Annotated in this window: 26 protein-coding genes; 4 read left to right on the forward strand and 22 right to left on the reverse strand. The window is 49.1% G+C overall.

What is annotated here, in order from left to right:
• Window positions 1-7: 7 nt before the first annotated feature.
• The 13 genes from IPM31_03995 to IPM31_04055 form a co-directional block, all read right to left on the reverse strand.
• Window positions 8-1,831, reverse strand: coding sequence for a DUF2142 domain-containing protein (locus tag IPM31_03995; GenBank protein ID MBK9006136.1), 1,824 nt, complete (start codon window positions 1,829-1,831; stop codon window positions 8-10).
• Complete coding sequence (gene folP, locus IPM31_04000; GenBank protein ID MBK9006137.1) at window positions 1,828-2,748, reverse strand: dihydropteroate synthase; 921 nt, start codon at window positions 2,746-2,748, stop codon at window positions 1,828-1,830. Before folP ends, IPM31_03995 begins: the two co-directional genes overlap by 4 nt.
• A 79-nt stretch (window positions 2,749-2,827) precedes the next feature.
• Entirely contained in the window at window positions 2,828-3,250 is a 423-nt protein-coding gene (locus IPM31_04005) for a hypothetical protein (GenBank protein MBK9006138.1), read from the reverse strand.
• A 91-nt stretch (window positions 3,251-3,341) separates the two neighbouring features.
• Window positions 3,342-4,799, reverse strand: a complete 1,458-nt coding sequence (locus IPM31_04010; GenBank protein ID MBK9006139.1) for a CDP-glycerol glycerophosphotransferase family protein — start codon at window positions 4,797-4,799, stop codon at window positions 3,342-3,344.
• A gap of 511 nt (window positions 4,800-5,310) precedes the next feature.
• On the reverse strand, window positions 5,311-7,518 hold the full coding sequence (locus tag IPM31_04015; GenBank protein MBK9006140.1) for a tetratricopeptide repeat protein: 2,208 nt from the start codon (window positions 7,516-7,518) through the stop codon (window positions 5,311-5,313).
• Between the two features lie 55 nt (window positions 7,519-7,573).
• On the reverse strand, window positions 7,574-7,855 hold the full coding sequence (locus IPM31_04020) for a hypothetical protein (GenBank protein ID MBK9006141.1): 282 nt from the start codon (window positions 7,853-7,855) through the stop codon (window positions 7,574-7,576).
• Window positions 7,856-7,979: 124 nt separating this feature from the next.
• Window positions 7,980-8,594, reverse strand: coding sequence for a DUF3800 domain-containing protein (locus IPM31_04025; GenBank protein MBK9006142.1), 615 nt, complete (start codon window positions 8,592-8,594; stop codon window positions 7,980-7,982).
• Between the two features lie 15 nt (window positions 8,595-8,609).
• Window positions 8,610-9,602, reverse strand: coding sequence for a glycosyltransferase family 2 protein (locus IPM31_04030; protein ID MBK9006143.1), 993 nt, complete (start codon window positions 9,600-9,602; stop codon window positions 8,610-8,612).
• Between the two features lie 14 nt (window positions 9,603-9,616).
• Complete coding sequence (locus IPM31_04035; protein MBK9006144.1) at window positions 9,617-10,531, reverse strand: hypothetical protein; 915 nt, start codon at window positions 10,529-10,531, stop codon at window positions 9,617-9,619.
• A 72-nt stretch (window positions 10,532-10,603) separates the two neighbouring features.
• On the reverse strand, window positions 10,604-11,425 hold the full coding sequence (locus IPM31_04040; protein ID MBK9006145.1) for a glycosyltransferase family protein: 822 nt from the start codon (window positions 11,423-11,425) through the stop codon (window positions 10,604-10,606).
• Between the two features lie 31 nt (window positions 11,426-11,456).
• Window positions 11,457-12,782: a DUF4910 domain-containing protein gene (locus IPM31_04045; protein ID MBK9006146.1), complete on the reverse strand. Its 1,326-nt coding sequence runs from the start codon at window positions 12,780-12,782 to the stop codon at window positions 11,457-11,459.
• Window positions 12,783-12,951: 169 nt separating this feature from the next.
• On the reverse strand, window positions 12,952-13,569 hold the full coding sequence (locus IPM31_04050; protein MBK9006147.1) for a hypothetical protein: 618 nt from the start codon (window positions 13,567-13,569) through the stop codon (window positions 12,952-12,954).
• Window positions 13,570-13,580: 11 nt separating this feature from the next.
• Window positions 13,581-13,907, reverse strand: coding sequence for a hypothetical protein (locus IPM31_04055; protein MBK9006148.1), 327 nt, complete (start codon window positions 13,905-13,907; stop codon window positions 13,581-13,583).
• A 181-nt stretch (window positions 13,908-14,088) separates the two neighbouring features.
• Between IPM31_04055 and IPM31_04060 the strand changes: the two genes are divergently transcribed.
• Both IPM31_04060 and IPM31_04065 read left to right on the forward strand, forming a co-directional pair.
• On the forward strand, window positions 14,089-14,379 hold the full coding sequence (locus IPM31_04060) for a type II toxin-antitoxin system prevent-host-death family antitoxin (protein MBK9006149.1): 291 nt from the start codon (window positions 14,089-14,091) through the stop codon (window positions 14,377-14,379).
• Window positions 14,312-14,635, forward strand: a complete 324-nt coding sequence (locus tag IPM31_04065) for a Txe/YoeB family addiction module toxin (protein MBK9006150.1) — start codon at window positions 14,312-14,314, stop codon at window positions 14,633-14,635. The genes IPM31_04060 and IPM31_04065 overlap by 68 nt, the downstream gene beginning before the upstream one ends.
• A gap of 35 nt (window positions 14,636-14,670) precedes the next feature.
• Here IPM31_04065 and IPM31_04070 read toward each other — a convergent pair whose 3' ends face one another.
• The 4 genes from IPM31_04070 to IPM31_04085 all read right to left on the reverse strand — a co-directional run bounded on the left by IPM31_04070 (window position 14,671) and on the right by IPM31_04085 (window position 18,156).
• A complete protein-coding gene (locus IPM31_04070; protein ID MBK9006151.1) occupies window positions 14,671-15,429 on the reverse strand; it encodes an AAC(3) family N-acetyltransferase in 759 nt (252 codons plus the stop codon).
• A 179-nt stretch (window positions 15,430-15,608) separates the two neighbouring features.
• Window positions 15,609-16,748 (reverse strand): glycosyltransferase family 4 protein, encoded by a 1,140-nt coding sequence (locus IPM31_04075; protein ID MBK9006152.1) that lies wholly within the window; start codon window positions 16,746-16,748, stop codon window positions 15,609-15,611.
• A gap of 18 nt (window positions 16,749-16,766) precedes the next feature.
• On the reverse strand, window positions 16,767-17,066 hold the full coding sequence (locus IPM31_04080; protein MBK9006153.1) for a hypothetical protein: 300 nt from the start codon (window positions 17,064-17,066) through the stop codon (window positions 16,767-16,769).
• Between the two features lie 16 nt (window positions 17,067-17,082).
• Window positions 17,083-18,156, reverse strand: a complete 1,074-nt coding sequence (locus IPM31_04085) for an N-acetylneuraminate synthase family protein (GenBank protein MBK9006154.1) — start codon at window positions 18,154-18,156, stop codon at window positions 17,083-17,085.
• Window positions 18,157-18,272: 116 nt separating this feature from the next.
• On the opposite strand from IPM31_04085, the gene IPM31_04090 reads away from it, so the two are divergent.
• Both IPM31_04090 and IPM31_04095 read left to right on the forward strand, forming a co-directional pair.
• Window positions 18,273-18,569 carry a hypothetical protein gene (locus IPM31_04090; protein ID MBK9006155.1) on the forward strand — a complete coding sequence of 99 codons (297 nt, stop codon included), beginning with the start codon at window positions 18,273-18,275 and terminating at the stop codon, window positions 18,567-18,569.
• Window positions 18,566-18,904: a hypothetical protein gene (locus IPM31_04095; protein MBK9006156.1), complete on the forward strand. Its 339-nt coding sequence runs from the start codon at window positions 18,566-18,568 to the stop codon at window positions 18,902-18,904. Before IPM31_04090 ends, IPM31_04095 begins: the two co-directional genes overlap by 4 nt.
• A gap of 145 nt (window positions 18,905-19,049) precedes the next feature.
• Here IPM31_04095 and add read toward each other — a convergent pair whose 3' ends face one another.
• From add to IPM31_04120, 5 genes are read right to left on the reverse strand one after another with little or no spacing between them, the layout of a single operon-like run.
• A complete protein-coding gene (gene add, locus IPM31_04100) occupies window positions 19,050-20,120 on the reverse strand; it encodes an adenosine deaminase (protein MBK9006157.1) in 1,071 nt (356 codons plus the stop codon).
• Between the two features lie 3 nt (window positions 20,121-20,123).
• Window positions 20,124-20,342, reverse strand: coding sequence for a DUF4260 family protein (locus tag IPM31_04105; protein MBK9006158.1), 219 nt, complete (start codon window positions 20,340-20,342; stop codon window positions 20,124-20,126).
• A gap of 4 nt (window positions 20,343-20,346) precedes the next feature.
• Window positions 20,347-20,931: a hypothetical protein gene (locus IPM31_04110; protein ID MBK9006159.1), complete on the reverse strand. Its 585-nt coding sequence runs from the start codon at window positions 20,929-20,931 to the stop codon at window positions 20,347-20,349.
• Window positions 20,932-20,937: 6 nt separating this feature from the next.
• A complete protein-coding gene (locus IPM31_04115) occupies window positions 20,938-21,288 on the reverse strand; it encodes a DUF4260 domain-containing protein (protein MBK9006160.1) in 351 nt (116 codons plus the stop codon).
• Window positions 21,289-21,320: 32 nt separating this feature from the next.
• Window positions 21,321-22,238, reverse strand: a complete 918-nt coding sequence (locus IPM31_04120; protein ID MBK9006161.1) for an SDR family oxidoreductase — start codon at window positions 22,236-22,238, stop codon at window positions 21,321-21,323.
• Between the last annotated feature and the right edge of the window lie 69 nt (window positions 22,239-22,307).

Genomic DNA, 22,307 nt, shown 5'->3' on the forward strand with positions numbered 1-22,307 from the left:
ATCTCCTTTACGGACCCGCGCACACATAATGGATCAACAAGTCGCTTCGATCTCTCGCATTTCCATCTATGGACAATTCACCGGGATAATAATCTCCGCGCGTGAGAAGCGCAATGACCATATCTTGCGGATTGGGAGTATCAACCATCAGTTGTATCTCAAACTCCCCGCCGCGCGAATCAGGCGGAAGGTCGGCAGGAATCGTCAGGTAGTCCTCCGGCACGATCTCTCGGAAGGGTATCCCTTTTTGAGCGACGATATTTTGCCTCTCGTCCAAGATGGTGAACAACAATTTTCCATCCGAATCATCAGGCACAGATTTGATGAACACAGACACCGACTGCAATCTGCCGCAGAAATTCGTAAACGACTGGCGGACTTCAACCCCATCATAAATTTCGGCTTGCGGGGCGTCTTCCTTTTCAAGATTTTTGTAGGTGGGCAGGGCGCACATCCCTCCTACATAGGCGTCATAGCCGCAGTAGGTGTAATAGGTTGTGTAGATGCCGATGGAGAAAAACACAGCGGTCAGCAGGATCGAGCCGAGACTAAAAAATTCCGCGAGCCGTCGTCTTTGTTCATTCGCCGCGACCAACCCTGCGAGACCCAGAAAAAACATCGGCGCGTATGGGATGTAATAGCGTCCATGCTTTGCGAGGGCAAGGACTCCGCCGGTGGCGTAATTCCCAACGAAGGCGACCGTGTAGGTTACGATACAAGCAAACACGAAGAACCCGATCAAAAAGAATCGAACCCCGCGAGGGATCGTCACACGTCCCGGCTCGGCAACGAATGCGGCGATGAGACCGATCAGCCAAATCAGATACAGCGGACTGGGGACTTTGCCTGCCCAATATCCATACGCGGCGATCCAGCCTTGGACTTGATACGGAAACGTCAGAACCATTCCCTGCACGAGCGGCGTGATGAATCCCATCGGGTCCGAAAGCATCGAACTCATCTGGCGCGGGACGCTTTGCTCTCCGCCTTGTCCGTATGTCGAAACATTGGTCGCGTAGACCGACCAGCCAACATTGAATATAGCCGATGCCGCCAACACGACGCCTAACAATAGAATCCATTTTTTTGAGGGGAAAGGATGCCGAACGAGAAGCAATAACAGCGGAAACAAAATAATCGCGCCGGGCTTTGCGCATCCCAGCAACAATGAAAGAAGGACCAACGCCCAAAGAGACGAAGACTTAATCTCCTGCTTTTCGTTCAGATAGATTCCGAGGACCAAACCGATGAAGGCGAAACTAAGTCCGTTCGTGAAGCCGTCCCCGTTCAGCGTGGACGCTTGAAACATGGCGCTGGGTGAAAGCGCGAGCAAAGCAAAGACCCACTTGCCGAACGGAATTTTGCGGATGGCGAAATATCCGCACAGGACATAGATCATCAACCCAGTGATCCGCAGAAGAATGATCGTCGGCAGAATTGGGAAATCGAACTTCCACCATAAGTATCTGCCGAGCAATGCCTGCGGTAAAAAAATGACAGGCGAATAGATGGACTGCGTCCCCTGCCCGTAACGAAGATTATCAGAAGCGCCAAACCGCCGCAGAAAATTTTCGCGGCTGAACAAGTCGAAGGCAGGCGACTGCGCGAGCCTGCGTTGATACGAAAGTTCAAACACCTCCTGGTGAATGCTCACGTTTGAAAAAACGGGCAGGTACTCATTCTCCGACATGTAATAAATGCGCACGAGATGCCGCTCTTCGTCGAAGCCCGCTCCATACGGAATTGTCACGCAATAAAAAATTCCGATCAGCAAGCCAGCGATCAGAAAAAAATTTGCCGCGTCAAACAATTTATTTTTTCGTTCGATCACTCCGCGTTCTCCTTTCGCTTGCGCGCAATCGCATCCGTCATCTTTGCCACGCGCGTCATCTCTTTCACATCATGCACGCGGATGATGTCTGCGCCGCGCGTGATGCCCACTGCCACGGTCGCGGCTGTCCCTTCGACTCGCTGGTCGGCGGGCAGATCGAGCGTGAAGCCGATGAACGATTTTCTGGATGAGCCCAACAGCACGGGATACCCCAACGCGCGGATTTCATCCAGCCTGTTGATCAACTCGAGATTATGCTCGCGCTTCTTTCCGAACCCGATGCCTGGGTCCAAGATTATGAGCGACTCTTCCACCCCGGCCTTTTTCGCGATCTCCACGCTGACGAGTAGCTCGCGCTTCACATCTTCGATCAGATCTTCATACTCGGAGCCAATGTACGCATTCCCAAGCCGCTCACGGACTTCGACACTCGCGGGATTACTGCGGTTGTGCATCAGGATCACTGGCACACGAAAAGCCGCCGCAACCGAAGCAAGCCGAGGGTCGGCACGAAGCGCCCAGACGTCGTTGAGAATGTTCGCGCCTGCTTTGAATCCCGCCTCGGCAACATCCGCTTTGGAGGTGTCAATCGAGATGAGCGCGTCGGGAAAATTTTTGCGGATGTCTTGAATGACGGGGATCACGCGCGCGAGTTCTTCCTCGGCGGTGACGGGTTGCGAACCGGGGCGAGTCGATTCGCCGCCGATGTCGAGGATGTCTGCGCCGTTTTTCAAAAATTGTTTTGCTTGTTCGAGTGCGGGAGACTTGCCCTCACCCCGTCCCTCTCCCGAGGGGAGAGGGGGTATCAGCCCGTCGCCTGAAAATGAATCGGGCGTGATGTTGAGGATGCCCATCACGTATGTTTTGCTTCCCCACTTGAATGTGAAGTTTCCAACTTGCAGAGAGTCGGATTTCATCGCGCGTGTTTGTTTGTATGCAACTTGCGCTTCGACTGCGCGGCGCGAACATCACGCGCCACTCCGCTCAGCGCGGAAATCATGGGATCTGATCCAACGGGCGCGCGAGCCAGGCTTCGGCTTCGTTGATGTCGGAAAAAATTTTCATCGCGGCGGCGGTGCCTGCCAGCGCGAGCGCGGCAACTTCGCGGATCGAGCCTGCCACTTTTTCATCGGCGACGACAACCGCGACGCGAATATTTCTTGCAGACGGATCGCTGTTCGCTTCGACCGCCGCGCGGATGGCTTTTTCGGGAATCTCTTTCACCGCGCGTAAGTCGTATAAATTTCGCGTGCGTCCTGTTGCGCCAAGCAAATGTTCCATCGCAAATTCGCGCCAATCGTTGAGAGTCGCGTCGGATAGATCGGTAAAGGTAAGCGTCATGCCGCCATCGCCGCGCCGCACGACGGTCATGCCGACGCCGGGTTTGGGTTTCCAATTGAGGGGTTTGATTTCAGTCATGGGAATGCCTCCGAGGTGATTATATCGTACCAAACCTCTTTACCGCGAAGCGCGCGAAGAACGCGAAGAAAACCTTTAACTCTTTGCGACCTTAGCGGTCTTTGCGGTTCGTTTTTTCCAACACACTCAGGATGTATTCCGCCGTGCGTTTGCCCGACATTCCATCGGTGAAGGTGATCTCATCCGCGACGAATTTCCGCCTCTCCTCCGCGTCGACGGTTGGATTCGCCAAGTAGAGATTTAACGCGTCTCGAAGCTGACTCTCGTTTTCGGCGACGCGTCCTGCTTTCGCCTCGCGGAATCGTTTGTGCGTGGGCCAGTCGCCAATCTCTTTCAGTGACAGTGAAAATTTATTTTTCTTATTCCACCCCCCAGGGATATCAATCGTCGCGGCGATCATCGGCGTATCGTGGACAGCGGTCTCGACCAGCATCGTCGAATAGACCGTCACCACTACATCCGAATATGCCATCATGGAGGATTTCTCGTCCATGTCTTCGCCGCCGTAGTAGCCGAGCGATCCGCCCAACGCGACGGGTTGGACAACGTGGACGTGCGGATATTTCTTCTCTAAATCAAATACTCTTGCGCGTTCTTCGGCGAAGATCTTCGGCCTATCCTGAAAATGACTCGGGTGCAGTCGAATCAACAACTGCGAAGGTTCTGCCAACGAATCGGATGAGACCAACTTCGCCAATGCTTCGATGTTCGGATAGTTCGGCGCGAAATGGACAAAACTACTGGCGTACGAAATTAATTTGCGATTGGGATCGAGTTTATGTAACTTGAAATATTCATCACGCGGCATGAGCCATTGCTTGCGGAAGTATCCATCATACGATGGGATGCCGCCGATATTGACGTTTTCAGGCTGCCAGTCCGAGCCGTAGACCAGTTCATCCTTTTGCAGTTGCGACCAACACGTTGCATACTGCACACCCGCGCCTGAGACGTTGTACGACGATGAATTGTCCCAGCCGACGATGACGGTCATGTTTGGGATTCCGCGTTTGGCGGATTCGCGCAGGAGGTAACGATCCATGCGCCAGCCTGGAGTCGAAGCGATGACTAAATCGGGTTCGTATTTGTCGAATAAGTCAGAATAAATATTTGTTGTGAAGCGATTTTGAATCTTCACAAGGAGTTTTCTTGCCCATGAAAAATTTCGCAATAACAAAATCATCAATGCAGATGGAATCCAAATCCCTAAGCGAAACTTCCAACCGTTCTCTGCCCACACTTCCCAGATGTGACTGTCCATGGCTTCGGTGTTGATGCGGCGCGAACCGCCGACGCGGCGCAGGTAGGCGAGGAGCCATTGGAGGCGGGGTTGAATTTTTTTGGCATAGTCGTTGGCTTGTTGGAGGCGGAGGCTTTCGAATGTAAGACCGTGAAGCGTGAAGCGTGAGGCGAGCTGTGCGACAATCGCATCATCGGTGAGGAGGATGACGTCGACGCCCGCGTTGAGCAATGTTGGGATAACGTCGCTTTGCAGGAAGTAGATGATCGCCATGCCGTGGTCGGCGGAGATGAAGATTCTTTTAGTCATGTAGTTTGGTGGTCGCGTGGTTGGATAGTCGGAAGATGATCCGCTTCTTTCCTGGTTTGAACTGATTCGGCTTCGGGAGATTCTATCTCATCTTCAACCCCGCCCGACGATGAACCATCGGGCTATTCCTACAAAGGACGCTATAAGCGTCCTAGCCGACTTTCAGTCGGCTTTGTAAATGTAGCACGGACGTTCACGTCCGTGCGGGATTGCCATGCCGTGGTCGGCGGAGATAAAAATTCGTTTCATATCTGATGGGTTTTACTCGCTTCGAGATTCGGCGGGATAAATCCCTGCCTCAGTACGTGAAAGTCCGCTCAAAGCGGACTCGCGCATCCAGCGCGAAGCGCTTCCATGTACTGAGCGTGCGGCTTCAGCCCAGCGTTTGCCATACCGTGGTCGTCGGAGATGAAAATGCGTTTCATATTTGATGGATTTTACCCGTTTTGAGACTTAGCAAAACACACATACCGACTTGTAGATTCGCCAAGAGTGCGGGAAAAATTGTCAACTATGGCTTTTGCCCAGTAAGTTCTTCGTATTTCTTGAAATCGGCGTCAGCCTCGACAGTTTTGCCAAGCGCTTGGTAAGCTAAACCACGAGGATAGTAAGGATCTGCATTTTTGGGATCAAGTTCTATTGCTTTGTCGAAATCTTGAATAGCAAGCTCATATTCCCCAAGCAACGCATAAGCAAGTCCACGATTGAAGTAAGCATATGCATCTTGAGGATTAAGTTCTATTGCTTTGCTGTAATCTTGAATTGAGAGCTCGTGTTTTCCTTGGTTATCATAAGCAAAGCCGCGATTAAGATAAGCCTCTGCATCTTGAGGATTAAGTTCTATCGCTTTGTTGAAATCTTGAATCGCTTGCTCGTTTTCTTCTAAAAAATAATAAGCTCGACCACGAAAGAGGTATGCATTTGCGTCCTGGGGATTGAGTTCTAAAGCCTTATTGTAATCTTGAATAGAGTGTTGATATTCTTCCAAATCACTATAAGCTAAACCGCGACTGATATAAGCTGTCGCATCTTGAGGGTCAAGCTCTATAACCTTATCAAAGTCTTGAATAGCACGTTCATATTCTCCAAGGAAGCCAAAGGCTACGCCTCGGTTACGGTAAATGAATGGGTTTTGTGGATCAAGTTCTATAGCCTTATCATAATCTTGGATGGCACGCTCATAATACCCCAGATAAGCATAAGCTAAACCACGATTAAGATAAGCCCGCTTGTCTTGAAAGTTTTGGATACCAAATTCGAAGGCATTGTCAATATCTTGTATGGTGCGCTCATATTCCCCTAACACGAAATAAACCGAACCACGATTGAGATAAGCAAGTGGGTTTTTGGGGTCAATCTCTAAAGCCTTATCGAAATCTTGAATAGCACGTTCATATTCTCCTAAATTGGTATATGCACTTCCGCGATCATTGTAAACGCCTGTCAATTGAGGATCAATTTCGATAGCTCTATTGTAATCTTGAATGGCACGTTCATATTCTCCTAAAGCTCTATGAACGCTTCCACGATTGAGATAAGCCTCTGCAAATTGAGGGTTGATATCAATCACCTTATCAAAATCTTGTATAGCACGCTCGTAGTCTCCTGAAATCGCATAGACCGAACCACGATTAAGATAAGCTCGTGCATATTGAGGGTTGATCTCAACAGCTTTGTCATAGCTTTGAATAGCACGCTCGTAGTCTCCTAACAACATATAAGCTAAGCCACGGTTGTAATAAGCAGCTGAAAATTGGGGATTATGTTCAATAGCATGGTCAAAGTCTAGAACAGCTTGGTCTAATTTATTGATATCACTCTTTGCGATGCCCCTATAGAAATAGATATTAGCAAGATTCTCAAGAATCTCTGGTTTCTCTTTCATATTTTGAATTGACAGATCAAACCGAGCAATAGCAGAGTCGTAGCGGTAAGATTCGTAATCAATGATGCCAGCCAAAAATGAGATTAATGCACTTGTCTCTAAACCTGCCTGTTGCTGAAAAGAGAATGATTCGAGTTCCGCTAATGTTGTAGATGGTTGTAAGGTTGTACTTTCTTCAAGAGGATAAAGTTGTTCAGGAGTCAGATTTTCGATATGCACGGTGATATTCGGGTTTTCAGTGGGACGATACCATCCCCAAAGCACAATATCAGCTAGATAACGCTCGCCTAATTTGCGTGCATAATCGCTACCCTGAGTTAATGTAATAACATCATCGATAATTACAATTTCGACATCTTCATCATTTGAAAAATCCGCATTCAGATTTTCTATGATTTCATTACGTAATCCATATACTTCTTCCGGCCCCTCGAAGGCGGCAATCATTATTACTAATTTTTCTTTGAGCTCCTGTCTGTGTTTCCCAAGTAAATACATTCCCACAAGTGCGCTCAATAATAAAATCACTAAACCAACCCTTACAATTCGCCTAGCAGGTTGAGAATATCGAGGACTTGTTTCTGGGATCTTGGCTCCTATTGGAAATGAGACCTTCAAATATACAGTCTTTTTACTGAACCCCACCCATCCCAACATAATGACGATGATGATTAATGCTGCGCCTGCTGTTATAGATGTCACCGTCTCCTGATCCCCCAACCACATCTTATAGTAGTTATACACCAAAGTAATCACCCCAATAAAGCCTGCAAGAGGTAGCCACAATTTCTTGAGCAGTTCAAAGAGATCGTTATCAGGCGGTTTGTCTGGCATAATCGCTCCGTATACTATTTATACCTAACATTCGTTGAAAATGTCATCTTTAACCCTACGAATAATACCAACTGAAAATCCTGTTATACACCGCCAGCAAAATCTTCTTGATAAACCCAACTTCCAACACGCGCTTTCCCCATCCAACTTTCTTCTTTCCTCTTTCTTGTCCCAACTCCCCTCTCAAATACCCCAGCGTATTGGACATATTCATCGCCAGCGGATCGGAGACCATCAGCCGCAACAAGCCCGCATCGTTCATGCGCTTGTCCAACTGGCGGACTTGCCCCATCGGCTTGTCCATGTCAAAGGGCAGGAAAAGTTGGCTTGAATTCATTTTTACAAGTGAGTATAATGCATGTATAAAAGCCGCAAGGCTTACCCCGTCTCGCGAAAAGTGGCCGCCTGTGGCCGCCTGCCCCCATCTATGTTGATGGACAAGGCTAGCGAGACGGGTTGCTTTAATACTCGAATACTTCTACCAACTTGTCCTTTATATAATCAATGGCTTCGCTGTCGTTCTTTGTATCACGGCGAAGGATTGCTCCCGCCACTAGATCTGCAACTTGAATCAAGTCTTCACTTCGGGAGCGTCGGAAGAAAACGCGGCTAAACCCATGCTGAATACCACGCACTTTCAACATGCGTTTTAATTTGACCAATGCGACATTGGCAGAGCCAACTTCATCCAAAATCAGGGTTCCCTTCTCGCGGACTTTTATGGGAATACGGTCTATCAATTCGGTAACAAGATACAGATAAAAATCCATTCCGTCGAGGATGCGAAGAGGCTCAGGGATTGTAGTCTTATCCACAATCAACGCCCAAGCCTTGAAGTTGGCCGCTTGAAGAGCAGATAGAGTCTTCTCGCGCAATTTCTTTGTAGTTAACACATTGAAATGAAATTCAAACCCTTTTGCGTAGTGTTCGCGTTTACGCAAATTTTCCAAAACAGAACGAAGTCCGTCGGCATCCTGAGTACCAACGAGCGCAACCACAAAATAACGAGAGGCTCCCTTTTCAAAGTTGAGACTGGCATCTCCCGCTTCATCGCCTGCAAGTGTAAAAGTTGTCATTGGATTAACCTTCCGCTATGAATAGTACCAACCAAAGATCTTGTTATACACCGCCAGCAAAATCTTCTTGACAACTCCAACTTCCAACACGCGCTTCCCCAAGCCTTCTTTCTTCCCCTTCGGGGACGATGTCTTTCCTCTTTCCTTCCCCAACTCCCCTCTCAAATACCCCAGCGTATTGGACATATTCATCGCCAACGGATCAGGGACCATCAACCGCAACAAACCCGCGTCGTTCATGCGCTTGTCCAACTGGCGGACCTGTCCCATCGGCTTGTCCATGTCAAAGGGCAGGAATTGTTTCAGTGAGGATTTATACGCGGTGAACTGCCAGTGACTCGCGCCAACCATCGCGGTCACGTCCTTCGACTGCGCTCCGCTCCGCTCAGGACGGTAAGTCAATCTCCAGTCTCTAGTCTCCGCATAGACTTTTCTATTCTCTTCCTCAGTCTGCCCCAGCGACAAGTTGAATTCCAAAAACGTTTCCCACGGAATGAATTGACCTTCTTCCAACTTCGCGTTTTCCCGCGCCCACTTGAGAGTCGACTCGTAAAACTCAGGCGGCGTGCGGAAGGGACGCGCCGTCACCATGCCAACATTTGGAAAAGTCTCTAAAATTTCAACGGAACGCGAGAGCCACTTCGGGGAGAACAACACGTCGCTGTCGGTGTAGGCGATGATCTCGCCAGGCGCGCCCACCAGCATCACATTCCACGCGCCGCCCTTGCCCATGTTCTTTTCGGACAGAATCAAATATTGGATTCGCCCTTCTTCTTTTTCTTTCACGAGAAAGTCGCGCACTTCGGCGCATGAACCGTTGTCAAAGACCATCAAGTCGAAGGGCAGACCCGCGTCCTTGCGCATGGATTCGAGCGAGACTTTCAGCACCTCGAGCGTCTCAGCGTAGAATCCGCTCAGGAAGGGGATGTAGTTCAACAAAGCCACGGTGATCCGTTCGGGCTTGGCAACATCTTTGACGAACTTGGCAGGGTTTTGACCTTTACGCATTTTCGATTTCCGATTTACGAATTACGATTTACGATTTTTTTGATTCGCTTCTGCCATCTCTTCGGTCTTACAACATTCTCGATCATATTTTCTGGCAAAAAGAAAAAGATCGCACGCAAAAACAATTCCAACTTGCGCGTCAATCTCAGCGACGTCATCTTCGGGCGGATAAGTTTACCATCCGCGAGTTGATGCGTCGCGTCTAAAATTGTGTAGCGCACATTCGCCTGTCCGCCCGCGAGACGGATATTTTCATTCGTTTCGGGATGTTCGTGGTGCGATTTGCCATCAGGCAGATGCGAGTAATCGTGATTTTGATGCACGATCATCACCGACGGCGTGCAATCAATCACAGCCCAGCCTTCCTTCCGCGCTTTGTAGATCATCCAATTGTCCCAGCCCGCGCGACCGATCGTAAAGTTCGGGACATCTTGATAACAGGATTTTGGGAAGAGGAAAAAATCGCTTCCTGCGGGACGGTGGAGAGAGCCTACTGCGTAAGCCATACTGCGTAATTTGTCTTGCCAGTCATTGGCGAACTCAAGCGGTTGAGTTACATCGAGATCCCAACGCTGACTAAGAAGGACGAATTTCGACCTTTGACTTTTGACATGCTTTGCGGCTTCAATAAAATCATCCATCAAAATCATATCCGCGTTGACGATGCACAGCAGGTCGCTGTCCGAGTGTTCGCGGGCAAGTTGAAACATGGATGAGATCAGCGGCACGCCCGATTCATTCCGCGCCACGTTGGGGATGTGCTTCACACCCAATTCACGCGCGGCTTCGGCAAGACCCGTCTCTTCGCCAAGCAAAATAACTTCGACATCGTAGAGAAGAGTCCATGAGCGGATAGCATTGCGCTGAATCATCGCGATGTGAGGGTTGGTAAAGGGTTTGGGGGCGGAGAAGAGGGTGAGTAAAGTCATCAGTGATCAGTTTTTAGTACCGCAAGATTTATCTTGCGCCCCCCCAGCGGCAACATGAATGTTGCGGTACGTTTACTTCTTGAGCGCGCGTTTATCAACATCCTTCAACGTCTTATGTTGCACGCCCGCATTGATCTTCATCAATTCGGGATGATCGTGAACCAGGTCCAAAACTTCCTTCCACGAGAAATCATCGCGTCCGTTGAAGTGGGCATAGACTTGGCGCATGAATTCCAAGTCTTCGGGCGTGTCCACCGTCCAGCGGTAGTCGCCGAAGTCAGTGACGTGGTGGAGCAGGGCGATATTATATCCGCGCGGGGAGGTGCCAGTTTGGAGTGATCGGTTATCAGTGATCAGTTGTACACCTTCGTAGAGATAGGGCATTACATGTTCACGGTGTTGAGGCTCTTTGGCTTTTTTCCACGCCTGCTCCAATGCGGTAAACGTGCAGACTTCGGTATCCAGACCAATCGGGTAAGTTCTTTTCCATGGAGGCGGAAGCCGATTCGCCGCAAAATCCACTGATGACTGTTCACTGATTACTGTTCTAACTACCTTATCAATCAACTCAGGGTCAATCACTGGACAATCCGCCGTGACACGCACAACCACATCCGCCTTCGTGGATTTGGCGGCTTGATAGTAACGGTCGAGCACATCGTAGAGACTGCCGCGCGTGAACGGGATTCCGCTGAAGTCGCAGTATTCGGCGACGGGGTCGTCGGACGCGTCCGTCGTCGTGGCGAACAAGGTTTGGGAAACAGAAGCAGACCGCGAGGTCCGAACGAAGACGCGTTGTAACATCGGTTGACCCGCGATGTCGGCGAGAATCTTCCCAGGCAAACGCGATGACGACATGCGTCCCTGAATGATGGCGACTACGTTTGGTTTCATGGTTTCTAGTAGGACAAATTGGCAATTTGTCCTACGATGTCTCTCCTTCAAATGGAATGGGAAGCGGAGTCACAAATCCTTTCACGCTGAATTTTTCAACATACTCGTAAACAGTTTGATAATCGAGACCGACCTGCTCGGCGATGTCGAAGATGCTGTGCTGACCTTCGAAGCGCATCATAATTTTTTCGATAGCGCGGTTGAGCGCCCAATTGTCGCGCCAATCCACCCAGAGACCGTGACCGCTGAGAAAAACGGGACCGCGGAAGGTGCGCTTGGGAATGTAGTTGCTGGCGTAGATGCGGATGATGTCTTCGGCGATTCGCGCCGCGCCGATGAGCATGTCCTCGTGGATGATGTCGAGATTATCGTCGGTGGTGTGATACTCGTCGTATGGGAAACGGTTGAGCGAGATGCATGGCACGTTGACGCCAGGTCCGTTGATGACGCGCTCGTCGTTGGCGGGAGCCGCCGCAAATTCTCGCACCTCATGATCCGTATCTCGTAACACGTAACTCGTAACTCGATCTAAAAGATGTGTGTGTTGCCGCGTATGATGCCATGCAATTTTATTTTTGTTGCCCGTCATCTCCATGAAAATTCCGCCGCGCAGATTCGGGATGAGCGACTCGTTGTGCGCGAGCCAGGCGATCGTGCCGATGGTCTCGGGTCCAAACCAAAAGCGGACGCTCATCGAGCCAGCGGGAAGCGGATTCTCTGCGAGTCGCCGCGCCAACTCGATCGCGCTGACTACGCCCGCGCCGTCGTCGTTGGCTTGCATCGGGTGACACGTATGCGCCTGCACAAGGAACTCACCCGCTGAGGGGTTCGCTCCGCCCTGCGGATGGACAACAGCCATAGCGACTTTGAATCCCTGCCTGGGATCGGTGATGAATTCAGACTTGATGACCGCGTGATACTTCTTGTCGCGTGGGAGTTTGTCGAACGTGTTCTTCGGCAGACAGAATCCCCAGTCGCGTTCGTAGTATTTGAAAACCCACGGCACGGTGTGCGGACGCTTCTCGTTGAAATACAAATGCGGCTGGAGTTCTTCAAAGGTCAGTACTTTATCAACGGGTAACGAGTACGAAACAATATGAAGCGGATTGTCCTTGAAATCCACGATGCGCTCGCCATCTTCGGTTTCCAAATACGCATCATGGACAACATATCGCTCAGGCACTTTCCATGTCCAGACTTGAGTCAGCGGCGCGTAGGTCTCGATGGTGTAGTTGGACGAGTCGGGCATATACGAGCCGACGATCTCCAACGTCTTGTCATGGTCGTCGGAGGCGAGGGTGCGGTGCAGAGGAAAGAATTCCGCGAGGATGGATTTGAGGGAGGAGTAGGGTTTCATAATCTTTGATTCAGCGGGCTAAAGCCCTGCCTCAGTTCTTGAAAGTCCGCTCAAAGCGGACTTGGCTACGCCAGCCCGAAGGGCTTCCATGTACTGAGCAGGCGGCTTTAGCCCCGCTCGTTTTTCCGCGAGGATGGATTTGAGGGAGAAGGCTTCACCTGAAGATACATCAAGGATAATAATCCCCCGCACCAGGATTGCCATTCTCCACAATTCGCCAATTATTTTTGTTATCAGGTGATGATAAAACAATTCGCTCTACCGAATAACAATCATTAATTGGAAAAGGGAAATTATCCTGTCTTTCACTCTGAATGTTATGAGGTGAAGAGCCATACGAAGGAGCGCCATAGGTTGACATAACTTCGTTCATAAAATCTTGAGTTCCCTGATACAAAACCAACACTGAGTAAGGAAGAGAATTTCCGAGCAAACTAATGCTATCAAGTCCAAGATATTCAGAATTTCCAAGAGATAGAAGTATCGTACCTTTCGGAAACCTATAAGGCAAACTGTATTTTCCATCATCAATATAGTATAGTGGAGACAGAATAATCGCATAGGAATTTGGGGGAATGATCGTGGTGTCAGTAATAACATCTTCACCCATATCCACACTAGGATTTACGGCATCCCAAGACACAATTACATCTGGCGTGCCTTGACCATTCGCATTAGTCGCAATCCACCATCCATTCACGTTTACGTCACCAGTCCCATAATTATATATTTCAACGTATTCGTTTTTATTTGGACCACTAAAAGCAAAACTACAAGGAACAGACATGACCTCAGATATTACGATTTCCCCTCCCCAACTATCGGTGTAAATGGAATTGGTTGCGTATCAATTGGAAGAACAGCAGAGGTGTTTGTGGGCAGTGTTGGCGTTTTCGTTTCAGTGGAAACAGGTAATTCTGTTTGAAAAACTGGCAAATAAAGAGAAATACCGCCTAAGAGCAAGATGACACCTATTAGCGTCGAAGATATTCGCTGACCTTGCGATGGCTTCGATCCAGATATTTTTTTAATTGGAAAAATTGAAATAAACAAAAAGATAATCCCCCCGATAACCAGCAGGGTAGGTATTGGGGTACCTAGTAATGTGGTAACAAGTTCACCCATAGAGATACTCCTATCGATTGCCCTTCAGCAATGGTTTTTTTCTTGTTATATCACAACAAAAACGGCCCCCCTTCATCCCGCACGCACGCCCTTGAACCATCACCCATTTTGGCAACAATTTTATCTTGACAATCCTCTACTTTCGTCGTACAGTATTCCTGTACAGATTGGAGAGACCTATATGACCATCGAATTTACCTACACCAGCGCACGCGAGAAACTCGCCAACCTGCTAGACCGTGTCACCAAAGACCGTGAAGTGGTCATCATTCAACGGCGCGGCTCTGAGGATGTTGCCATGATCTCAGCCGATGAACTTGCCAGCCTGACCGAAACTGCATATCTAATGCGTTCAGCACAAAACGCCCAGCGGATATTGTCCGCTTTGGCGCGGGCGTTGAAGAATGAAGGTCAAGCCAAGAGCATGGACGACTTGCGCCAAGAGGTGGGTCTTGAAGCAGAAAAAGCGTGAGGCGGTCTTTCAACCTGAATTTATTGAAGACCTCCGTTTTTGGGTCGGGACAGATCGCAAACTTGCTTTGCGCGTCTTTGAATTGATTGACTCAATCTTGAGAGACCCATTTGAAGGCATTGGCAAACCCGAGCCGCTCAAATATCTTGGCGCGGGCTGTTGGTCGCGCAGGTTGACACAGGAACATCGCATTGTCTATCTCGTGCGCGATAATCGAATTGACTTTCTGCAAGCGAGATATCATTACAGCAAATAAGTCACAACCACTCTCCGCTTTCTACTTTCCACTCTCTATTTCTCCTTCTTCACATAATACAACAAAAACGGATCGCGCCTCATCTCGCGTGCCGTAAATTCATACACCTCATTCGCCTTCATCAACTTCACATCCGCATTACCAATCTTCGCCGACTGGATCACGCCTGCCTGTTCCATCAACGCGCCCATCGGGTTAACTTCCGTCACAACGCCCTTATCAATATCGCGCACGAGCATCTCGAACGTATCCGTATACGTGACTCCATTCTCGTCCGTCACCTCGCCTGTGAACTGTTTCAGGAAACGATAATCCACGCCCTCCATTTGCTCGATATGATGAAAGAACGTCATGCTGTTCGTATACGACAGTCCGATCACCATAATCTTCGCATCGAGATCGCGCAACTTCCCAAACACCGAGTTCCGTTCATACGCGCTCTTGTATCGCAAACTTCCCAGTATCTCGGCGTGCTTCCCCAAAATCGCAAATGAATAAAACGGATGAAACACCCGCTTCGCGCGCGGGTCGAGCCGCACCAGTTCCGTCAACACGCCCATCTTCGACGGCGTCGTCCGCACATCCCACGCCGCGCCTTTGTTGAAATCAAAATTGAACGTCGGCATGATCAGCGTCCCGTCCACACCGAGCACAACCTCCAACGCGCGGATCACCGTCTGCGGTCCGCCGTCCACCTCGCCGAACGATTTATACGAACTATGCACCAGCAACGTATCCCCTTCCTCCACGCCCAGCGAGCGAAACCCCTCGACAAGATTTTCAAACGTAAGCATCTTTATTCTCCAGAATTCCAACTCTTCAACTTTTATCCACACTGACGCACGCTTCGCTCCCAGCCGACAATTGATTCGCTTCGATCAACCTTTTCTCCCCTTCGCTCTGAGCGAAGTGCCGATCCTGAGCGACAGTCGAAGGACGGCACGCAGTCGAAGAGTCTCTGTGCGCTCTGTGGCTAACCGCTCTTGACCATCTCATATGCCTCAAGTAGTTTACCAAAATTCCTCCTCCAATCCGCCCTCTCCTCCGCCGTCTTCCGTGCTAATTCTCCAATTCTCCTAAATTCTCTCTTCTTTTTTATCGCAAACAGAATCTTCTCCGCCAGATCATCCACATCCCCATCACGGAAAGTCCACCCATTGACTCCATCCTCAATCCATTCTTTATTCCCCGCAATATCAGACACCAAACACGGAAGCCCGCTCGCCATCGCCTCCATCAACGTCACGGACGAACCGTCCACATGCGACGGGGAAATATAAACATCCGCCATGTGATACCAGCGCGGCAAATCGCGTTGACCGACCTGTCCGCCGAAGTGAACTCGATCCATCACACCGCCATTCATCAATATCTTGCGGATGCTGGCTCCCTGCGACCCGCCTCCCAGCAGAATCAAATTCACATTCGGGTTTTCATTCGCCACTTTGACAAACGCTTTCACTAAAACATCCACACCGTAAATTGATTCCCATGTCCTACTACAAAAAAGAGTAATCACTTTCGACTGTTTACTGCTCACTGATAACTTCTTTTTACCTCTCGTCTTTTTCCACTTTCCACTTTCCATTCTGCGCGGAACAAAATGCTCAATATCCGTTCCCCATGGAAAAATAACCGTTCTTTCTGGATTCATTCCAAAAGAAACAGCCTTATCTCTTGAAACCCTCGCATCGCTCGTAAAGAACGCCGACTTACGCAGTACGTGGTACGTAATACGTTTCATCCACCAACTGCTCTCCGCATCCATCACCAAATCATACCCCCACGACATCGTCAGCAAGTGACGGAATCCGCTCAACGCCACGAGAAACGCGCAATTCTGAATCGGACCCGCGTGAATCAGATCAGGCTGAATTTCTTTGATCACACGTCGAAGATCGAAGGTCAAACGCGGCACATCCCGCCAGCGGAATTCGCTCCGCCCGCCTGCCCACAAAATCTGCTCAACATTCGCAGGGACAGGACGATCCTCCGTTTGCCGAGTCGTCGCCTCGAGTTGCAAAAAGAAGATTTCATGTTCCGTTTGTGCCAACGAAGACAGAAACCGATAATCGTGAGGAGTGTAGTTCTTGCTGAAATAAATGACTTTCAAAGTTTCACGTTCCAAGTGTCAGGTGTCAAGTTTCAGGCTACTATCGATTACAGCCGTTCCAATCAACAAATTGTCTTTACGGTGTTCGAGATAAATTTCATCACCAGCCGCTCTAAAAGCCAAAAAATATTCCGCTGATTCGTAACCATTCTCTCTGATCCATTGTCGGGCAGCATCTTCATGGCTTATATCACTTGGAATTCCTTCGAGCGCCATTACCACCCCTTCAGCAGGGAGAATCAGGGTGGGTATGTAATCAGCAATACCGCTTTCTCGAATTACAGTCATAGTTATGCTTCGGAATTCTGCGATGTCCATTTTCCTATCTCCTCTCTCAAGAAGCCGCGCCGAGGTCAGTCCATCTCAACTCTTTACCCATCGGCATGTCGGTCAATGCTCTAGTTCCAATGACATCTTGAATCTGGTCAGGCTTGATCGCGCCGACAGTGGCGGGGCGCAACACGTCAATCATCTCACGCGTGAACACTTCGCCAGCCTTGATCTCCCGCGCCGCCCGCAGACAGCGACGTTGCACAACAGCGGTATCAATTTCATTCTCAGCGATAAATTTATCGGCAGAGCCAAGCGAACGCTCAAGCAGGCGCGTCTCTTCGACCATGCGCGCCCATTTGGCGGGATCCATCGCAAACTTGTGGTCGGGACCTTCGCGGTCGTTGCTGTCGGTGAAGTGACGCTCGATGACGCGCGCGCCAAGCGTCACCGCGCCGAGAACGGGAGCGACCGCGTGCGTGTGATCGGAGAGTCCCAGAATCACATCAGGGAACATCGTCGCGTAGGTCTTCAATACGTTCAAATGCAAATGGTCGTAGTTGTTCGGGGACGCGGTGTAATTGGTATTGCACTGCATCAACACGAGTTGCTTGTTGATCTTGAGAACCGCATGGACAGCCTTCTGCACCTCCCCAATCGTGGACGCGCCCGTGGCGATAAAGAACGGCTTGCCCTTGCTCGCCATGCGTTCCAGCGCTTCGATCCAATCAATCTCGCCAGAGCCAGCCTTGTAGACGGGCACATATTGGTCGAGGAAATCAATCGCGGCGAAATCATACGGCGACGAGAAATAATCAATGCCCGCTTCCTGACATTCCTCCATCAACGTCAACGTCCACTCGAAGGGAATGGACGCGGCGCGATAGACCTCGGTCACCGATTTCTTCCACGTCGCCTGATGGCTGACCTGCGAGTTCATGTGCGAGAAGCCATAATCCGAGACGATCTTCGGCGCGTCGAAATTCTGGAATTTGGCGGCATCCGCTCCCGCCTCTTTCGCCAAACGGATCAACAGTTTCGCCCGTTCCAAATCGCCATCGTGGTTCGCCGCAATATCAGCGATGAAGTAGGTGGGATGGTTCGATCCGATCGTGCGATTTCCAAATTTAATTTCCATGTGTTCCTCCGAAAAGGGTTGAATTGTATTTTATCGTATTACATTTTTCGGCTTATAATCTGCGCATGCCCATTCATGTTTTCACCAGCAAAGCGACATCATCGCAAATGCAAGAGATGTTGGAGTCGTTTTCCGAAATGCGCATGATCAAGATCGTCGTTGACATCGAACGGGAAATCCTTGCAGGTGGAAGCGGAATGCACTACGAATGCGAGCAACTGCTGTTGAACGATGGCAGTGAACAGAAAGATCTTTGGGGCGCAAACTGGTTTCCTGACGAGCAGGAAATCGAGTTCGAATCGCTGATCAATATTCGTCCGCATCAAAACAGAAGCATTATTATTCAAGATAAAACGATCTGCGATAAAGTTGAACGTATCACACGGAATTACTTTGAAGGAGTAAAGCCATGACCATATATGCCGAATCCTTTACAAAAGAATCGCCCGCTCGGCAGTTGGGAGCGCTCGCCGCCACGCTGGGACGGGTTGCCTCCTCCGCCGAGAAAACCGCTCGCGCCAAGGCGATCATCCCGATGCTGGACGAATGTGTCCAATTCATCGAATGGACTCTCTCTCAGCAAACCGAAGCCGCCAGCAAAGAACTAAAGGATATTAGCCTCATGCTCAAATTATGGCGTGAGGGTTGGGAACACGCTCAAACTGACGAACGCCTCAGAACGCTTTTATCCGTACAGGCAAGGAAATGGTCTGACCAAGCGTTAGAATATTCAGGGTTGTTAACCTAGCTGACCTGACAGGTTTCCGCAGCACCGTGATTAAGCAAGTTGTATTCCATCCGCTGAAGTCCGATGGGCAAGCGCCACGTAAAACCTGTCAGGTCTTCGGTTTTGGATTTGAGAAGTTCAAGAGGCATAGGTCACTTTCGAGATATCACCGTTGAATATGGACAAAGCGGGACTTCTCCCATTGTTCGATTTCTTGAAGGCACTTTGTCTTCAACTCAATGGTTGCAAAGGATACATTGATTGAATTTCTAGCGAAACGCACAAGGTCATTTATTGTGTATCCGAATTCTCTGGCTACAGCGATATATTCGTCACATAATGTACTACCAATAATTGAGGGGTCATCACTATTAATTGTGACACATACACCCAACTGATCTAAATCACGAAAAGGGTGTTGACTCATTTTTGGATAAACCTTGAGGCGAATATTACTTGTTGGACAAATATCAAGTGGGATTTGGCGTTCCACCAATTTATTAACTACATTTTTATCTTCCGTTGAGCGAACGCCATGACATATGCGATCTGCTTGTAACTCTTTGATGGCACCCAAAACACTACTAGCTCCACTGGTTTCTCCAGCATGGGGAATACTTCGCAAACCTATTTGTTTTGCCTTCTGAAAGATGTCGCGGAATGGTTCTGGAGGCGCATCTACCTCATTTCCTCCAAGCCCTATACCAATTACGCCACGCTTTTGTCCCTGAATAGCGTAATCTAAAATAACGTTAGCTATTGTAGGATCAAAAACTCTAGGGTTGCTGCCACTGAAATGGCGATTGCGGGGAATGCCAAATATCCATTGCATTTCTACGCCAAAGTCATCACGAGCTTTCTGACGACCGACAGTAATCCCGTCAATAACATCTTGAAAATGCAAATTCTTTTCCCAAACGTGAAGATGTTGATAGATAGAAATATACACTTCTCGATAACGAATATTCTGATGCATCATATCGCGTCCAGACTCGTACACGACAAGAGCAAAGTCTTCAGCGGAGCGAATCAACTGCATACATAGCTGATAATAGGAATGGAAATCTTCAAAATTTTGAAATGTAACCGACCTTTGTAATGATTCAACTCTTTCGACAACTCCTAGATGTGAATATTTATGAGCTAGTTTAAGAGCCGTCGTTGAAGGGATGGCACCTTCTAAATGAATGTGAAGTTCAGCTTTAGGCAAAGTTCTCACTAGTTCATCGAGATTCATAACCTACCTCCCAATCCTCCCCAAATGCGTATTCTGAAATGCGTCTTCGTGTTTCAACCCGTAGCCGATGATGCGATCACAACTGGAGTGACCGAGCAAAAACTCCGAAGGAGTGGAATGATTATAGATTCGGGTTCGATGATTTACCAACCCCGAAGGGGTGTCATTGATTCCGCGTGAATCATGCCATCCTGTTTTGGATTTGAGCAGTTCAAGGGTCATAAGCTTATTTCTTTGGTTGCATAAAATTTTCTCTACAATAATTCATTAGGTTCCAAAAATACTCTTGGCGATAATCTATTTGCCATAAATCAGAATCCTTATCTGCAATAAATTTCTCCCACAAACCGCCTGAATCAAGATATTGGGACGCATTATTGGTATTGTTTTGTTTATCCACCCACAGTAGAGCAGGCATAACCCATGCTTGATCATAATGAAGATTCGTTCTGGGAAGGTAGATGTTTAGATATTCTGTAAGGTATTTTACGCTTTTATCGTTTGCAAAACATGCAAGCGCAAAACAATGACCCTGACCAGCATATGTCATTTTGCTTTCTACAAGTTTTGCGCCAATTTCATCAGCATACTGTGACCAGCCTTTTAATCCGCAAAACCAACTTCCAGTTATTTGCTCGCGCCAATCACCTGACAAAAGCCGTTGAATGATTTCATCATCCAAAACCAATAGGGCTTTTCTCACCTTCTCATTGAATGAAACTTGTTCGTCATCTTTCAATAAGTAATAATAATTGCCATGCAGGATATGAAGATAATAGGGGGCTACCCAATTGTTGATGAATTTATCCATCTCAGATTACCTCCCAATCCTCCCCAAGTGCGTATTCTGGAACGCGTCTTCGTGCTTCAACCCGTAGCCGAGGGCGCGGTCAAAACTGGAGTGACCGAGAAGGACTGTCCCTGCGAACATCAGCCACGGCGTGGAGGTTAGGGCGCCCAAGGCATAAAGGGCAACCGAAAGCCCCTTGTGGTGGACCAAGTTATACGTCCAGGCGCCGAAGCGGGGGTTTGCCAAATAGCCGATCATGCTCAGATCGGGCGCAAAAAACCACAGCGCGTACCATCCCCACCCGTAGTCCAATCCAGAAAAAAGAAAAAGGGCGAGCCCGAACAAAAAGAGTTCTTCGAGTTTGAGCAGATTTTTCATGTGTCTCCTGTGGCGCAATTTGGCAAATTGCGTTACTGTTGATAACCCCTGATTTTCTGTGGATAACCCTGTTGGAACTGTGTATAGAACCCGTCCAAACCAGTGGAGAACGAGGGGATTTCGCGCCCCAAATCTGTGGACAACTTGTGGACAGACAGCCATAAATTGTGGGATCGCTTGGCGGTCAAACCCGACCTTTCGACTGATTGCGGCTCGATGAGGCTTTCTCTCAGCCCGAACTTTCGCGCCACCTCCACCCCGAACTGATACTTGTTCATCGCCTGCGCGCCGACGACGTGATACAAACCGTGCAAATCATTTTCGAGCATGGCAATGAGCGTCTGCGCCAGATGATTGACCCACATCGGGCAGAAGATGACATCCGTAAACCCGTTGACGTTTTTGCCCTCGCTCAAGTTGTTGATGAAGAATTCGGGGAGGCTTCTTTTTGCGCCCAATGACCAACCGAAAAAATTAACTCTGGCAATAATTGCCTGCGGGTTAACTTGTTGCACGGCGCGTTCGCCATCGAGTTTTGTCTGAGAGTAAACACCTGGCGGATTTGGTTCATCTTCCTCTGTGTACACTCCCTCTTTTGTGCCGTCAAAAACCGAGTCGGTCGAAAGATGGACGAAGGGAATATTTCGTTCGGCGCAAGCGGCGGCTAACTCCCTCGGAAGTTCTGTATTCAGTAGCCTCGCCTGTTCTGGATCTTCTTCACACATTTCAAGATTCGCCAACGCGGCGCAGTTGACGAGCCACTCAGGTCTTGTCGAATCGAGAATGGAATTGACACTGCCCGACCTGAGCAGATTTGCATGAAGCACCCGAAACGGAGCGGATTTCAATTTACCCCTGTCCACGCCAATGACATCATGCACGCGCTTGGCTTCAAGTGCGAGGTTGATTCCGAGCAGTCCGCTGGCGCCAGTTATGAGTATTCGTGCCATGTGTCAAGTTCCATGATACACGTTACAAGGTACGAGTTACAGGTTACGTATCTCGTAACCCGTAACTTG

It is taken from the genome of Candidatus Defluviilinea gracilis (assembly GCA_016716235.1).
In the GTDB taxonomy this organism is placed as follows: domain Bacteria; phylum Chloroflexota; class Anaerolineae; order Anaerolineales; family Villigracilaceae; genus Defluviilinea; species Defluviilinea gracilis.

Excerpts from the sequence above, each read along its gene's own strand:
- folP (MBK9006137.1), bottom strand. The coding sequence starts at position 2,748 with ATGAAATCCGACTCTCTGCAAGTTGGAAACTTCACATTCAAGTGGGGA.
- IPM31_04005 (MBK9006138.1), bottom strand. The coding sequence starts at position 3,250 with ATGACTGAAATCAAACCCCTCAATTGGAAACCCAAACCCGGCGTCGGC.
- IPM31_04010 (MBK9006139.1), bottom strand. The coding sequence starts at position 4,799 with ATGACTAAAAGAATCTTCATCTCCGCCGACCACGGCATGGCGATCATC.
- IPM31_04015 (MBK9006140.1), bottom strand. The coding sequence starts at position 7,518 with ATGCCAGACAAACCGCCTGATAACGATCTCTTTGAACTGCTCAAGAAA.
- IPM31_04020 (MBK9006141.1), bottom strand. The coding sequence starts at position 7,855 with ATGAATTCAAGCCAACTTTTCCTGCCCTTTGACATGGACAAGCCGATG.
- IPM31_04025 (MBK9006142.1), bottom strand. The coding sequence starts at position 8,594 with ATGACAACTTTTACACTTGCAGGCGATGAAGCGGGAGATGCCAGTCTC.
- IPM31_04030 (MBK9006143.1), bottom strand. The coding sequence starts at position 9,602 with ATGCGTAAAGGTCAAAACCCTGCCAAGTTCGTCAAAGATGTTGCCAAG.
- IPM31_04035 (MBK9006144.1), bottom strand. The coding sequence starts at position 10,531 with ATGACTTTACTCACCCTCTTCTCCGCCCCCAAACCCTTTACCAACCCT.
- IPM31_04040 (MBK9006145.1), bottom strand. The coding sequence starts at position 11,425 with ATGAAACCAAACGTAGTCGCCATCATTCAGGGACGCATGTCGTCATCG.
- IPM31_04045 (MBK9006146.1), bottom strand. The coding sequence starts at position 12,782 with ATGAAACCCTACTCCTCCCTCAAATCCATCCTCGCGGAATTCTTTCCT.
- IPM31_04050 (MBK9006147.1), bottom strand. The coding sequence starts at position 13,569 with ATGTCTGTTCCTTGTAGTTTTGCTTTTAGTGGTCCAAATAAAAACGAA.
- IPM31_04055 (MBK9006148.1), bottom strand. The coding sequence starts at position 13,907 with ATGGGTGAACTTGTTACCACATTACTAGGTACCCCAATACCTACCCTG.
- IPM31_04060 (MBK9006149.1), top strand. The coding sequence starts at position 14,089 with ATGACCATCGAATTTACCTACACCAGCGCACGCGAGAAACTCGCCAAC.
- IPM31_04065 (MBK9006150.1), top strand. The coding sequence starts at position 14,312 with ATGAAGGTCAAGCCAAGAGCATGGACGACTTGCGCCAAGAGGTGGGTC.
- IPM31_04070 (MBK9006151.1), bottom strand. The coding sequence starts at position 15,429 with ATGCTTACGTTTGAAAATCTTGTCGAGGGGTTTCGCTCGCTGGGCGTG.
- IPM31_04080 (MBK9006153.1), bottom strand. The coding sequence starts at position 17,066 with ATGGACATCGCAGAATTCCGAAGCATAACTATGACTGTAATTCGAGAA.
- IPM31_04085 (MBK9006154.1), bottom strand. The coding sequence starts at position 18,156 with ATGGAAATTAAATTTGGAAATCGCACGATCGGATCGAACCATCCCACC.
- IPM31_04090 (MBK9006155.1), top strand. The coding sequence starts at position 18,273 with ATGTTGGAGTCGTTTTCCGAAATGCGCATGATCAAGATCGTCGTTGAC.
- IPM31_04095 (MBK9006156.1), top strand. The coding sequence starts at position 18,566 with ATGACCATATATGCCGAATCCTTTACAAAAGAATCGCCCGCTCGGCAG.
- add (MBK9006157.1), bottom strand. The coding sequence starts at position 20,120 with ATGAATCTCGATGAACTAGTGAGAACTTTGCCTAAAGCTGAACTTCAC.
- IPM31_04105 (MBK9006158.1), bottom strand. The coding sequence starts at position 20,342 with ATGACCCTTGAACTGCTCAAATCCAAAACAGGATGGCATGATTCACGC.
- IPM31_04110 (MBK9006159.1), bottom strand. The coding sequence starts at position 20,931 with ATGGATAAATTCATCAACAATTGGGTAGCCCCCTATTATCTTCATATC.
- IPM31_04115 (MBK9006160.1), bottom strand. The coding sequence starts at position 21,288 with ATGAAAAATCTGCTCAAACTCGAAGAACTCTTTTTGTTCGGGCTCGCC.
- IPM31_04120 (MBK9006161.1), bottom strand. The coding sequence starts at position 22,238 with ATGGCACGAATACTCATAACTGGCGCCAGCGGACTGCTCGGAATCAAC.